This is a genomic window from Oscillibacter sp., from assembly GCF_032018205.1.
Taxonomy (GTDB): Bacteria; Bacillota; Clostridia; order Oscillospirales; family Oscillospiraceae; genus Oscillibacter.
Genome location: NZ_DALZOY010000007.1, coordinates 113,430 through 127,498, shown reverse-complemented (window position 1 = coordinate 127,498; position 14,069 = coordinate 113,430). Strand labels below are relative to the sequence as shown.

Here is a 14,069-nt window from a genome sequence, read left to right as displayed (position 1 = left end):
CAGCGGGCCTTTTTAAACTTGTGTTTTAATGTAGCACAAAACATCCCGTATGAAAAGCTAAAAATGGCGGAAGAAATGATTTATCCTGCATTTTCGTCAAAATGACCGCTGAAGCGGCGGGAAAAGGAGCAATTCTTGGCGCGGCTTACGTAGAGAAAAAGCCGCGCGGACAAAAGCTTGCGCCCTTGTCCGCGCGGCGGGATTGATTTGTGTGCCGATGCACTTATACGTAGGTCTGGCGGCTCACATCAAACACGCCCCGGGTGGTGATGCGCAGGGACGGAATGACCGGCAGAGCCATGAAGCTGAGGGTCATGAAGGGGTCTACCCCGTCGGAGACGCCGAGAGCTGATGCCTTCGCCTTAGCGTCTTCCAGCTTGCGGTTCACCTCGGGCAAAGGCTCCTCACTCATAATGCCTGCGATGGACAAAGGCACTTCTGCAACGGAGGCCCCGCCGTCCAGCACCACAATGCCGCCGTTCAGCTCCACCACCCGGTTTACCGCTGCGGCCATATCTGCTTCGTTGGTGCCAACAACAATGATGTTGTGGGAATCGTGGGAGATGGAGGTAGCTACCGCGCCGGATTTCAGGCCGTAGCCCTGAATGTAGCCGATGCCGATATGGTGGGTGTTTTTGTGCCGCTCCACCACGGCAAGCTTCAGCACGTCATACTCCGTGTCAATGCGGTCGGAGTAGCCCGCGTCCACCGTGGTGATCTCGCCGGGGACCATGCCAATGATGCCCCGGGGGCGCTTTTCCGCAAAGTCCTCCGCCGTCAGCGTTCCTACATGGAAGGTCCTGTGTGCCCGCTCCACCAGATACGGTTCGATGATTGGCGCGGGGAAGTCCCGCAGTTCGCCGTTTTCCACCATTAACTCGCCCCGCTTATAGACCTTCTCAATCTGGAAGGACTCGAAGCTGTCAATCACCACAAAGTCCCCCAGGTATCCCGGCGCGATGGCGCCCCGGTTGTTCAAAAGGAAGTACCGCGCGGCGTTGTGGCAGGCCACCTTCACCGCAGTGATGGGGTCCGCCCCCAGGGCGATGGCCCGCCGGACGATGTAGTCGATATGGCCCTTTTCCAAAAGGTCGTTGGGGTGCTTATCGTCGGTGCAGAACATGCAGCGCTCGGCGTATTTGTCGCAAAGGAGGGGAATCAGCGCTTCCAAATTCCGGGCGGCGGTGCCCTCCCGAATCATAATGAACTGGCCCCGCTGGAGTTTGGCAATCGCATCGCTCAAATCGTGGCACTCATGGTCGGAATAGACCCCGGCGGCGATGTAGGCGTTCAAATCGTTGCCCTGAAGGTCCGGCGCGTGGCCGTCAATCTTTTTGTGATGAGCCTGCGCCGCCACGATTTTTTCAACGGCCTGCTCGTCGCCGTTGATGATGCCCACAAAGTTCATCATTTCCGCAAGACCCTGCACTCTGGGATGGTCGTAAAAAGAGTCGATGGCCCGGTAGTCCAGAATCGCCCCGGATTCGTCTAACGGCGTGGCGGGGACGCAGGAGGGCAGCATAAACCGCACGTCCACCGGCAGGCCCTCTGTGGCCTGAAGCATATACTCAATGCCGTCGGTCCCCATGACATTGGCAATCTCGTGTGGATCGGTGATGACGGTGGTAGTGCCGTGGGGCAGCACCGCTTTCACAAATTCGCGGGGACTGACCAGAGAGCTTTCCAGATGGATATGCGCATCCAGAAAGCCGGGCAGGACGATTTTGCCGGTCATGTCTGCCTCAATTTCGCCCTCATAGCTGCCCATGCCCACAATCAGCCCTTCGGCCACGGCGATGTCCGCCTGACACAGCTCGTTGGAGAACACATTGACATAGGTTGCGTTTTTCAGCACCAGATCCGCCTTTTCGCGGCCGGACGCGGCCTCGATGATGCGCCGTTTCTTCAGCAGCTTTCGGTTGATTTTGCCCGCATAGCTCTCAGACATGGAACCACTCCTTTTCAATATTAAATTTACTTATCTCAGAAAGTAATTGAGATAATGGTGATGATTTTAAGAAAGTATACGCGCAAAACGCGCATTTGTCCATAGAGAAAACGGGAAAAGTTTTTTGTTGCATTCGCTACTTCCAAAAATATGAAGGGTCTGCTATATTAGTATCAGTCAATATACGAATGGACCGCCGGGATCGGCAAAGGAAAGGAGCGTTTTTATGGCAAAAATAAACGCAAAAGCCTATGAGGCCATGGACTACGGCATGTATCTCATCTCCACCTCCGCGGACGGCAAGCGGCAAGGCTGCATCGTCACCTCTTTCGCGCAGGTTACTTCCTCCCGTCCGCCCCGCTTCACCGTCACGCTGAATAAGGATCACTCCACCACCGAGGCGATTCTTGCTTCCGGCGTTTTCTCTGTGACGCTGCTGGGGAAGGACTGCCCAGAGGAGATCATCAATACCTTCGGTTATAAATCCGGCCGTGTTGGAGACAAGTTCGCCGCCTTTGAGCCGAAGACGGACGAGAACGGAAACCCCTATCTTGCGGAGCATATGGTGTCCCGCGTGAGCTGCCGCGTGGTGGACAAGCTGGAAATCGGAAGCTATGTGCTGTTGGTTGGGGAGGCTGTGGACGCTGAGATTCTTGACGGCGGAGAGATGATGACGCTGAAGGAATTTTCCAACCGCGGCAAGAGCGCGCCCCCCTCGGCCACGGTGGTGCGCGAGATGGTTGGCAAGGGATTCCGCTGCACCGTGTGCGGCTATATTTACGAGAGCGAGACGCTGCCTCCGGACTATATCTGCCCGGTGTGCCACGCTCCGGCAAGTAAATTTGTTCCCAACGACTAAAGAGAGACGAAAAACCCATTTTACGGATCTTTTAAAATAAAGCACGCCGTCCTTTGGCGCTGCAAAACAAGGGACTGAGGAAATATATTTCCTCAGTCCCTTGTATGTTGCGGTTCTTTTCGTGTGTGGGGAGCAATACCGCCTAAAAAACTCCTGTTGGCGGTTTATCTGGTCTAATCTCAGAGGAGGGTATCCAGCGCGGCCTTGAAATCCGCGATGATGTCCTCAGGGTCCTCTAGCCCCACGCTGATGCGGACAAGCCCCTCGCTGATTCCGGCGGATTTCAGCTCCTCCTGGGTATAGGTGGAATGGGTCATGGAGGCAGGATGCTCCACTAGCGTCTCCGCGTCTCCCAGAGACACGGCGATGACGCATAGTTCCAATCGGTTCAATGCGGCGGCGGTGGCGGCGCGGTCAGCGTTCAGCTCAAAGGCCATCATGCCGCCGGGCAGCTTCATCTGCTTTTGGACAATTTCACGACCATCAAAATCCTCCAAACCGGGATAATAGACCTTTGACACCGCGGGATGGCCCTGAAGGAACTCCGCCACCTTCGCGGCGTTTGCACAGTGGCGCTCCATGCGCAGGCTGAGGGTTTTCAGGCCCCGGTTGATTAAAAATGCGTCGAAGGGACTCAGCACCGCGCCGGTCATGTCCTTCAGGCCAAACATCCGGCATTGACCAATGAAGTCCGCGCTGCCCACAACAAAGCCCGCGATCACGTCACCGTGGCCGTTGATGTATTTGGTGGCGCTGTGAACCACCACGTCCGCCCCCAATTCCAGCGGGCGCTGGAGATAGGGAGAGCAGAAGGTGTTGTCCACGATGACCCGAATGGAGGGGTTGAATTCATGGGCAATCCGGGCAATTTCGGCAATGTCGATGACCTTCATGGTGGGGTTGCAGGGCGTTTCAAAATAGACCACCTTTGTGTTGCGGGTCAGGTGCTTTTTCAGGTTTTCGGGGTGACTCAAGTCGGTGAGGGTCACATGAACCCCGAATTTGGGCATCCCGTGGCTTAAAAGGGCATAGGTACAGCCGTACAGCGTCTCATCCGCCAGAATCTCGTCCCCCGCCACAACGGAGGTCCACAGGGCGGTGGTGATGGATCCCATGCCGGAAGCGGCGGCAAGCGCCGCCTCGCCCCCTTCCAAAGAGGCCAGCTTTGCCTCCACCTGCGTCAGGGAGGGGTTGCCCAGGCGGGTGTATATGTAGCCGCTTTCGTTTCCGGCAAACCGGGCTCCGCCCTGCTCCACGGAGGTGAAGGAAAAGGTGGAGGTTTGATAGATGGGCGCGCAGAGGGAACCTGCGCTGTTTACTTCCTTCCCCGTATGAATCTGGCGGGTGGAGAAACCGAGCTTCTGTTCATGCTTCATAATTACCATCCTTTCTGACGGCCCGCAGAGCGGGCAAGCTGGCGGCGGACAAAAAAGCGCTCTGTCGCAGCGGGACGGAGGAAATCGGCAGCCGCCCCGAAAAGACGACAAATTTGCATGGAGATTATGAAATATAGCTATATATTTTTTGAAGTAAGAGATTTTTTTATATTTCTTAACAACAATATAGCAGATTCTTGGAAAAGGCGTTAGCGCGTATTTCCGAAAATCAGTTGCCAGTTTTTCCGATAATGAATTGACAAGGTTACCGAAAATTTTTATACTAAAGGGAGCAAGCCGATTGAAGAGGAGGGAGTCTTATGACATTCCGGCAGCTCTCTTATGTGGTGGAGGTCAGCAGGTGCGGCTCCATCAACAAGGCGGCCCAAAAGCTGTTTCTCTCTCAGTCCGGAATATCCGCCGCTATCCGGGAGCTGGAGGAGGAGCTGGGCATTCAGTTTTTCAGCCGCAGCAACCGAGGTGTGGAATTTACGCCGGAGGGCGAGGAATTTGTCACCCACGCCGTCTCTCTGATGGAGCAGAAGCGGCGGATTGAACGCCTGTATACCGGCGCCCGGTTTGCACCCGCTCCCGTGCGCTTTGCTGTGTCCACCCAGCGCTATCCTTTTGCGGAGGACGCATTTTTGCGTCTGCTGAAAGCTATGGACGCGCCGGGGTACAGTCTTTCCATCAGGGAAACGGGGATGGACGCGGTGATTCAGGATGTATGCGAACACCGGGCGGATGTGGGGGTGATTTTCCTCTCGGATCTGACGGAAAAAATTATCCGCCGCCGGATGGACGATCAGGACGTGGAGTTTCACGAGCTGGCGGCGGTGCCGCCCTGCGTTTATCTGCGCCGGGACCATCCGCTGACCGCCTGCGAAGGCATGACCGAGACAAAGCTTCTCGAATATCCCTACGCCTGCTTTGAGCACGATCAGGGCGCGGCGGCGGATTTTTCCGAGGAATACCAGCTTCTTACCGATAAAAAGCCCAATAAAACCGTGTGCGTCAACAGCCGCACGGCAATGATGGAGGTGCTGGCGCAAACCGACGCGTTTACCACCGGCAGCGGCCTTCTCACCGCGGGCTTAAGCGACGAGCGGGTGATTTCCGTTCCGTTGGAAGGGCGTGGCTGTGTTCGGCTGGGCTGGATTCGGGCAAAAAACACCAAGACAACGGCGCAGGCGGAGCGGTTTTTGGACCTGCTGGCGGAATCCGCAGCCGACGCCGCAAGCTATACCCGCGACCTTCAGGCCCGGCGGGCATAATCCCACCGGCGATCACGCCGGAGAGGAACCCACGCCGCAAAGGAAGGCTGGTTCTTTCCGGGTGGTGGTGCAAAGAAGGCAGACGGGGCAAAAGCCCCGCAAGTAAAAAACAGGAGGAACAGAACGTGGAGGAACGACAGGAGGAAAAATTCAACCGGATGACCACGGAGCCCGTGGGGCGGTTGATCGGCGAGTTGGCCGTACCCTGCATCGTCAGTATGCTGGTGACGGCGGTTTACAACATGGCGGACACCTATTTTGTGGGAAAGCTGGGCAGCAACAGCGCCACGGCGGCGGTGGGCGTGGTGTTTTCCCTGATGGCGGTGATTCAGGCCGTGGGCTTTTTCTTCGGACACGGCTCGGGAAACTATATTTCCCGAAAGCTGGGCGCGCAGAATGGGGAGGAGGCCCACAGAATGTCCTCCACGGGGTTTGTTCTGTCTCTGATGGCGGGCGGGGTGCTCTGCCTGCTGGGAGAGGTATTCCTCACGCCGCTGGCGGATCTTCTGGGCGCAACGCCCACCATCCTGCCCTACGCAAAGGACTATATGCGCATCATTTTAATCGGCGCGCCGTGGATGACGGCGTCTCTGGTGCTGAACAATCAGCTTCGGTTTCAGGGCAGCGCGGCTTACGGAATGGTGGGCATCGCCTCCGGGGCCGTGCTGAACGTCATTCTGGATCCCGTGTTCATCTTCGTACTGGATATGGGCGTGGCGGGGGCGGCGCTGGCAACGGTATTGAGTCAGTTTGCTGGGTTCTGCCTGCTGCTGTGGCAGAGCGGTCGGGGCGGCAACCTGCGGCCCCGCTTTTCTCAGGCCAAACTCAGGCTGTTTTACCTGCGGGAAATTGCAAGAGGCGGATTGCCGTCCCTGATACGGCAGGGGCTGATCAGTCTTGCGGTGGTCAGCCTGAACCGGGCGGCCCGGGGCTATGGCGATGCGGTGATTGCCGCCATGGCGGTGGTGACACGGGTGATGGTGTTCGGCGGCTCCGCATTGATTGGCTTTGGGCAGGGCTTTCAACCTGTGTGCGGGTTTAACTACGGAGCAAAGCTCTATCACCGAGTGCGGCAGGGCTTTTGGTTTTGCGTAAAGTGGGGCACCGGGTTTTTAACGGTGATGGGCGCGCTGGGCATTCTCTTCGCGCCGGAGCTGATTGCCCTGTTCCGGGACGATCCCGAGGTGGTGGCTGTGGGGGCGCAGGCCTTGCGGCTCCAGTGTGCCACCTTCCCGCTGACAGGCTGGGTGGTGTTCAGCAACATGACGCTGCAAACCATTGGGGACACCGGCCCTGCTACTCTTCTGGCCGGGGCGCGGCAGGGGGTGTTTTTCATCCCTGCGGTGCTGTTGCTGCCCCGGCTGATGGAGCTTTGGGGCGTGATGCTGGCGCAGCCGCTGGCCGACGTGCTGACCTTTGCCGTGGCGGTGCCGCTGATGCTTCGCGTGCTGGGGCAGATGAAGCGGGCGGAAGAAGCAGCCGGGGCGTGACGTTTGCCGGGAAGCAGTTGACAATTTCCTCCGGACTGGATACAATAAGAATTCGGTGAAAATGCAACGCGCGGTTGCAATTATTACAAATATAAAGGAATGAAGAACATGGCACAGGACAAGAGACAGGTGGACGCCATCACGTCCCGGGACACGGATTTCGCCCAGTGGTACACCGATGTGTGCAAAAAGGCGGAGCTGATCGACTATACCAGCACGAAGGGAATGTTCGTCCTGCGGCCATACGGGTACGCCATCTGGGAGAACATTCAGCGCATTTTGGACGGGGAATTTAAGAAGACGGGTCATACCAACGTCTCCATGCCTATGCTGATTCCCGAGTCGCTGCTGCAAAAGGAAAAAGACCACGTTTCCGGCTTTGCGCCGGAGTGCGCGTGGGTCACCATGGGCGGAAGCGAGAAGCTGGAGGAAAAGCTGTGCATCCGCCCCACCTCCGAGACGCTGTTCTGCGACCACTGGAGCCGGGTGGTTCATTCCTGGAGAGACTTACCCATGCTTTATAACCAGTGGTGCAGTGTGCTGCGGTGGGAGAAGACCTCCCGCCCCTTCCTGCGCCACCGGGAGTTTTTGTGGCAGGAGGGGCACACCCTCCACGCCACGGCGGAGGAAGCCGTGGAGGAGACGGAGCGTCAGCTTGAGTGCTATGCCTCCTTCTGCGAAGATGCGCTGGCCATGCCTGTCATCCGTGGCCAGAAAACGGAGAAGGAAAAGTTTGCCGGGGCGGAATCCACCTACACCATCGAGTGCATGATGCACGACCACAAGGCGCTTCAGGGCGGCACCAGCCACTATTTCGGAGACGGCTTTGCCAAGGCCTTTGATATCACCTTCACGGATAAAAACAACCGGCTCACCAATCCTTTCGAGACGTCTTGGGGCCTGTCCACCCGCATCATCGGCGGGCTTATCATGACCCACGGAGACGACAACGGCCTGGTGCTGCCGCCCAAGGTGGCTCCCATTCAGGCAGTGGTCATTCCCGTGGCGATGCATAAAGAGGGCGTGCTGGAAGCGGCGGAGGCGCTGCGCGCGCGTCTTGCGGACGCGGGTATTCGGGTGAAGCTGGACGATTCCGACAACTCCCCCGGCTGGAAGTTTGCCGAGTATGAGATGAAGGGCGTGCCTCTGCGGGTAGAAATCGGCCCTAAGGATATCGAAAAGGGCCAGTGCGTCGCCGCCCGGCGGGACACAGGAGAGAAAGTCTTCATTCCTCTTGCGGAGTTGGAGACGGCGGCGAAAAAGCTGCTGGACGAAATTCACGACAATATGTATGCCATGGCCCTGAAGAACCGGGAAGACAATACCTTTGATATCAAGTCTCCCGCCGAGGCAAAGGCCATTGCCGAGGGCAAGGGCGGCTTCCTCCGCTCTAAATGGTGCGGTGACGAGGCTTGCGAGGTGGCGATGAAGGAGCAGGCGGGCGTTACTTCCCGCTGTATGCCTTTGGTTCAGTCTGGAACAGAGGGTGTGTGTCCCGTGTGCGGCAAGTCCTGTAAAACCGATATTTTCTGGGGCGTGGCTTATTAAGGCCAAAGCGTTCCAACGAATCATAGAAGAAAAAGTTCCCCCCATTGCGTGAAACGCAATGGGGGGAACTTTCTTATAAAACGGCTTACTCCGCCAGATGCAAAATGGAGGTCATTTCTTCAGGGCCGATCTTCACAAATCCGCCGAAGGGGAAGCCGCCGGGCTTCTCCCCGCGATGGGCGGTCATGACGGGAATGTCTTGCGCCTTGGCGCCGATCTCCGACAGGGTGAGTGGCATCCCGATGGACTTCAAAAATGCCCGGAACCGAACGATGCCAGCTTTGGCGGTCACCTCGGGATGGGCAAAATCCATGTCGCAGTCCCAAACCCGCACCGCAAACTGGACAAACCGGTTTACATCGTGGGGCAGGACGTACTCCATCCATGCGGGCATGACCACCGCAAGACCAGCGCCGTGGGCACAGTCATAAAGCGCGGAAAGCTCGTGCTCAATCTGATGACTGCCCCAATCCTGCTCGCGACCCACGCCGCAGGTATTGTTATGGGCTAACATTCCCACCCACATCAGGTCCGCCCGTGCGGCATAGTCGCCCGGGTTTTCAAGGGCCTTAGGCGCGGCGGCAATAATGGTTTTCATCAGTGCTTCGCACAGCCGGTCGGTTATGTCCACGTCCTTGGTGTTGGTGAAGTACCGCTCCATAATGTGGGCCAGCATGTCCGTCACGCCGCTGGCGGTTTGATAGGCGGGAAGGGAGCAGGTATAGCTGGGGTCCAGAACAGAGAATTTGGGCCGGATCAGGTCTGATTTCGGGCAGCCCCATTTCAGGTTGCCTTCCTCCAGCGTGATGACGCAGCTATCGGATCCCTCGGACCCAGCCGCCGCGATGGTCAGTACCGCGCCCACGGGCAAAACGGTTTCAATCGAATGCTTGCCGGCAAAGATGTCCCAGAAATCACCGTCATAAGGTACGCCCATGGCAATGGCCTTTGCTGTGTCGATAACGGAGCCGCCGCCAATGGCCAGCAAAAAGTCGCACTCCTCCCGGCGGCAGAGGTCGATGCCTTCGTAGACCTTCCCGCTGCGGGGATTGGCCTGAATGCCCGACAGCTCACTGTAAGGGATTCCGGCCTCTTTTAACGAGGCCGTCACCGCATCGTAGGACCCGTTCCGCTTCACGGAGCCGCCGCCGATTACCAGCAGAACCTTGTGGCCGCCGAACTGGCGAACCAATTCTCCGGAGCGCCGGGCTTCTCCGTCGCCAAAAGCAAACAGGGTGGGGGAGTAGAACGCAAAGTTTTCCATATCAATATCCTTTCGACAGGTCTACAAGACGGGCGAGGGGCTTGCCCGTCGCATAATTTTCCAAATCCTCGCAGAACAGGGATACTGTCATATCGCAGGTATAGCCCAGCGTCATGTTGCCCGCCACATGGGGCGTCAGCAGCAGATTTTTGGTGTCCCACAGGGGATGGTCCGCAGGCAAAGGCTCCGGCGTCATCACGTCCAGCGCCGCACCGGCAAGCTTCCCGGTATTCAAAGCGTCCATAAGGGCTTCCTGATCAATGGCGGAGCCGCGGCCCACGTTTACTAGAATTGCGTCCGGGGGCAGCAGAGAGATGCGCTCTTTTGTCATAAAGCCAATGGTTTCCGGGGTGGAGGGCATGGCCATCACCAGAATGTCCGTCTCCGGAAGAACGGAGTCCACCTCCGTCATGGGAACCACCCGGTCGAATACTCCGTCGGGGCTGCGCCCGCTGCGGTTCACGCCGGTAATGCTGGCAGGCTGAAGTGCCTTGGCGCGCTTTGCAAAGGTGGTGCCGATATCGCCCGTGCCAAGTATGGTCAGGCGGCTTCCTTGAATGGAGCGGATGGACAGGTCGTTGGTCCAGCCGCGCTCCCGGATGATGCGGGTATAGTCCGGCATTTTCCGCTGGAGCATCAGTGTTACCATCAGAATATGCTCCGCGATGGTCACGCCGTAGGCCCCGGAGGAGTTGGTGAGCAGCACGCTCTCCGGAAAATGAAACGGCGGCTGATAGGGGTCCACGCCCGCGTAGGAGCAGCAGTACCACTTCAGGCCCGGAGCCTCCGCCAACAGGGAGCGCCAGTGCCCAAACAGCACCTCGCAGTCTTCAAGATGACCGGCGGCGTCCTCCTTAGTGAGGTAATAGCGGGCGGAGAAGCCGTGCTTTTCAGCCACGGCGTCAATTTGCCGCTTGTGGGCTTCGGTGATGAATTCATTGACAACACAGATGATACGGCTCATTTTCATTCCTCCTTGAAAGGTTACAGTGTAAAGAGTTCTTGGTTTATGAGGGGCGCTGTTACAGCGCTTCAATCATTTTTTCAGCGCAGCGAAGTCCGTCCGCTGCGGCAGAGAGGATTCCGCCGGCATATCCCGCCCCCTCACCGCAGGGGTACAGGCCCCGCAGCGGGCTTTGAAGCGTCTCGTCCCGCAGGATGCGCACGGGGGATGAGCTGCGGCTCTCCACGGCGGTTAAAACCGCATCTCCAGCGGCAAAGCCCGGAAGCTTCCGGTCAAGAAGGGGCATTGCCTGAGCCAGCGCGTCGCACACAAAGCCGGGAAGGCATTCCCGCAGGTTTGTCCATTTCACGCCCGGGCGATAGGTGGGCTTCACACGGCCGGGACCTTGCGAGGGGCGGTTTTCCAGAAAATCCTCCACCCGCTGGGCCGGGGCAAGGTATCCACTCCCGCCTGCGGCAAAGGCGGCATCTTCCAGCTTGCGCTGGAATGTAACGCCTGCAAGGGGACCATCCCCGCCAAAATCCTCCGGTGTGACGTTTACAAGCAATCCGCCGTTGATGTTTTCCCCGTCCCGGGCAAAGCGGCTCATGCCGTTGGTGACTAACCGGCCTTCTTCCGACGCGGCGGCCACCACCTGCCCGCCGGGGCAGACGCAGAAGGAGAAAACGCCCCGGCCCTCCGGCAGATGGCAGGAGAGCTTGTAGGAGGACACGGGAAGACCCGGATGGCCTGCATACTTTTTATATTGTACCCCGTCCATGTCCGCCTGTAAATGCTCAATGCGCACGCCCACGGCAAAGGGCTTTGCCTCCATGGGAATCTGCGCGGCAAGGAGCGATTCAAAGGTGTCACGGGCGGAGTGACCGATTGCCAGAAGAAGCTGGGCGCAGGGAAGGGAATACGCGCCGTCCGGGCCCTCCACGCTAACGCCGGACAGAACGCCGTTTTCTGTTTGCAGACCCGTCAGCCGGGACACAAACCGAAGATCAGCCCCAAGGCCCAGCAGCTCATGCCGCAGATTTTTGAGAACAATGTGGAGCATGTCCGTGCCCACATGGGGTTTTGCGTCGATTAAAATATCCTCCGGTGCGCCAAAGCGAACCAGTTCTTCCAGAATGAAGCGGTGGCGGACATCCTTTGTGCCGGTGTTCAGCTTTCCGTCTGAAAAAGCGCCCGCGCCGCCCTCGCCGAACTGGATATTGGACTGGAGGTCCAGCGCTCCGGTTTGAAAAAATCGCTCCACGTCCTCCTGCCGCTGTTCCACAGGCTTGCCGCGCTCCAGCAAAATGGGCCGCGGGCCCGCCCGGGCCAGCAGCAGTGCGGCAAACAGACCTGCCGGTCCCGCGCCCACCACCACCGGCGGGGTCGCCGACGGCGACATGGGCTCCGGCAGGGCATACGCGGGGGAGGGGATATAGCGGGATACTTTCGCATTGCGGCTGCGGCGCAGGAGCTTGTCTTCCTCTGCTGTCTCCACAGCCACGGTATAAACCAGCTCCGGGTCTTCCCGGGCGTCCACGCTGCGGCGCAGGATGTGGATGCTTTTGATTTCATGCTCGCCGACGCGCAAAATACGGGCGGCTTCCCGCACCAGTTCTCTAAGGCTCCGTCCGGGCCTCTGTTTCAGTCCTTCTATTTTCAGCAAACTTTTCTGCGTCCTTTCATACTGTTTTAAGCTAAGCATACTATACTTCCCTCAAAGGTGCAAGAAAGAAGTGCCGCAAATGCGCGGCGGATCGCCTGTTTATGCTTTAAAAATTTTTTATATCCCGTTCATTTGTATGACATGTCTCTTTGTGATACTTGTTTCATAAAACAGGCAGGAGACGACGGGAAATATACGTCAGGAGGAAATTATCATGTATAACGACGAAAAGAATCTGTATCATTACACTTATCGCAAAGACGGCAGCGAGCCGGGAGACGCCCGGATCGCAGTGGACGCCCCGTACCGGGAGAGCCGGGACGATGGCCCCGGGAAAAAAGCGAAAAAGAACCGCGGGGGCGCGAAAATTGTGGCTCTGGCCCTGAGCTGCGCCTTACTTGGCGGCGCGGCGGGGGCTGGGGTGGCCGTGTGGAGCGGTTCCGGCGGAGGAAATTCCACCGATGTGTACATGTCCAACCGCACTGCCGCCACCGTCTCCGTCAAGGCGGTGGATGGGAAGAACGCCATGACCGACGCGGAGGTTTACGCCTCCAACGTCAACTCCGTGGTTTCCATCAGCACCACAGGAAGTTCGGGGACCAATTACTTTGGGCAGAGCGTAGAGACAGCCTCCGCCGGTTCCGGCTTTGTCTTGACCGCCGACGGCTATATCGTCACCAACCAGCATGTGGTGGCCAACGCCAATACCGTGAAGGTGACGCTCTACAACGGCGATACCTATGACGCGTCGATCATCGGCAGCGACCAGCAGTATGACATTGCGGTTTTAAAAATTGACGCTTCGGCGCTTCAGCCCGTGACCATGGGCGACAGCGATACGCTGAACGTGGGCGACCATGTGCTGCCGGTGGGCAACCCGCTGGGCGACCTCACCTTCTCTATGAGCGGCGGAATGGTTTCCAGCGTGAACCGGGCCATCAACGTGGACGGCACCCCCTTTAACATGATTCAGACCGACGCGTCCATCAATCCCGGCAACTCCGGCGGCCCTCTGTTCAACCAGTACGGCGAAGTGGTGGGTATCGTGTCCGCCAAGTACTCCTCTTATTCCAGCCAATCCGTGGAGGGTCTGGGCTTTGCCATCCCCATGAACGACGTGCTGGCGATGATTCAGGACATCATGACCAACGGCTATGTCACCAATAAGCCCTATCTCGGCATCAATCAGGGCACTATGACCGCCCAGATGGCGGCGCAGTACCGCTATGACGTGACCAAGGGTGTGTTTGTCTACTCCGTGGAGGCGGGCAGCGCCGCCGACAAGGCGGGACTGAAAATGGGCGACGTGATTACCAAGGTGGACGATACCGACATTGCCACCTCGGAGGATCTGGTGGCTTTGAAGAAGACCTATTCCGCCGGAGATACCTCTACCTTTACCATCTACCGGGCGGGAGGGTATCAGACAGTGGAGATCACATGGGACAGCGTACCCGCCGACAGCGAGGGAACCCAATCCTCCCAGCAGGAGGAGACGCAGCAGACACCCCAGAATGGGAGCAACAGCAATGGCGGCAGCATGGAAGACCTCTTCAACTACTTCTTTAACGGCGGGTATAACCGTTAACCGAATCAGAATAAACCGAGGGCGGAAGCTTTGCTTCCGCCCTCGGCCTTTGCGTGCCGGACGGCTTGGAGGGGAAAGCAACATGGGCGCGGCCAATCGGCCGCGCCCATGTT

The 14,069-nt window shown here is 58.1% G+C and carries 10 protein-coding genes; 5 read left to right on the top strand and 5 right to left on the bottom strand.

Annotation, left to right across the window (positions count from 1 at the left end; genetic code table 11):
• Positions 1–223: 223 nt before the first annotated feature.
• Positions 224–1,948, bottom strand: coding sequence for an adenine deaminase (ade, locus tag RTU96_RS07430; RefSeq protein WP_312635909.1), 1,725 nt, complete (start codon positions 1,946–1,948; stop codon positions 224–226).
• Between the two features lie 226 nt (positions 1,949–2,174).
• On the opposite strand from ade, the gene RTU96_RS07425 reads away from it, so the two are divergent.
• Positions 2,175–2,807, top strand: a complete 633-nt coding sequence (locus RTU96_RS07425; protein ID WP_312635908.1) for a flavin reductase — start codon at positions 2,175–2,177, stop codon at positions 2,805–2,807.
• A gap of 179 nt (positions 2,808–2,986) precedes the next feature.
• Here the strand turns inward: RTU96_RS07425 and megL are convergent, their stop codons facing one another.
• Complete coding sequence (gene megL, locus RTU96_RS07420; protein WP_312635906.1) at positions 2,987–4,183, bottom strand: methionine gamma-lyase; 1,197 nt, start codon at positions 4,181–4,183, stop codon at positions 2,987–2,989.
• A gap of 320 nt (positions 4,184–4,503) precedes the next feature.
• Here megL and RTU96_RS07415 point away from each other — a divergent pair, with 320 nt between their 5' ends.
• From RTU96_RS07415 to proS, 3 genes are all read left to right on the top strand, one after another.
• Positions 4,504–5,457 (top strand): LysR family transcriptional regulator, encoded by a 954-nt coding sequence (locus tag RTU96_RS07415; RefSeq protein WP_312635904.1) that lies wholly within the window; start codon positions 4,504–4,506, stop codon positions 5,455–5,457.
• 125 nt (positions 5,458–5,582) lie between these two features.
• The gene (locus RTU96_RS07410; RefSeq protein WP_312635903.1) at positions 5,583–6,947 is read left to right on the top strand and encodes an MATE family efflux transporter; all 1,365 of its coding nucleotides are present in this window, start codon (positions 5,583–5,585) and stop codon (positions 6,945–6,947) included.
• A gap of 108 nt (positions 6,948–7,055) precedes the next feature.
• On the top strand, positions 7,056–8,495 hold the full coding sequence (gene proS / locus RTU96_RS07405) for a proline--tRNA ligase (protein WP_312635902.1): 1,440 nt from the start codon (positions 7,056–7,058) through the stop codon (positions 8,493–8,495).
• Between the two features lie 85 nt (positions 8,496–8,580).
• On the opposite strand, the gene RTU96_RS07400 is transcribed toward proS, so the two are convergent.
• The 3 genes from RTU96_RS07400 to RTU96_RS07390 are packed head-to-tail and all read right to left on the bottom strand — an operon-like array spanning position 8,581 to position 12,368.
• Positions 8,581–9,759 carry an iron-containing alcohol dehydrogenase gene (locus RTU96_RS07400; protein ID WP_312635901.1) on the bottom strand — a complete coding sequence of 393 codons (1,179 nt, stop codon included), beginning with the start codon at positions 9,757–9,759 and terminating at the stop codon, positions 8,581–8,583.
• Between the two features lies 1 nt (position 9,760).
• Entirely contained in the window at positions 9,761–10,723 is a 963-nt protein-coding gene (locus RTU96_RS07395; protein WP_312635899.1) for a D-2-hydroxyacid dehydrogenase, read from the bottom strand.
• A 58-nt stretch (positions 10,724–10,781) separates the two neighbouring features.
• Positions 10,782–12,368, bottom strand: coding sequence for an FAD-dependent protein (locus RTU96_RS07390; protein ID WP_312635898.1), 1,587 nt, complete (start codon positions 12,366–12,368; stop codon positions 10,782–10,784).
• Positions 12,369–12,582: 214 nt separating this feature from the next.
• Between RTU96_RS07390 and RTU96_RS07385 the strand changes: the two genes are divergently transcribed.
• Entirely contained in the window at positions 12,583–13,956 is a 1,374-nt protein-coding gene (locus RTU96_RS07385; protein WP_312635896.1) for a trypsin-like peptidase domain-containing protein, read from the top strand.
• Positions 13,957–14,069 lie beyond the last annotated feature (113 nt).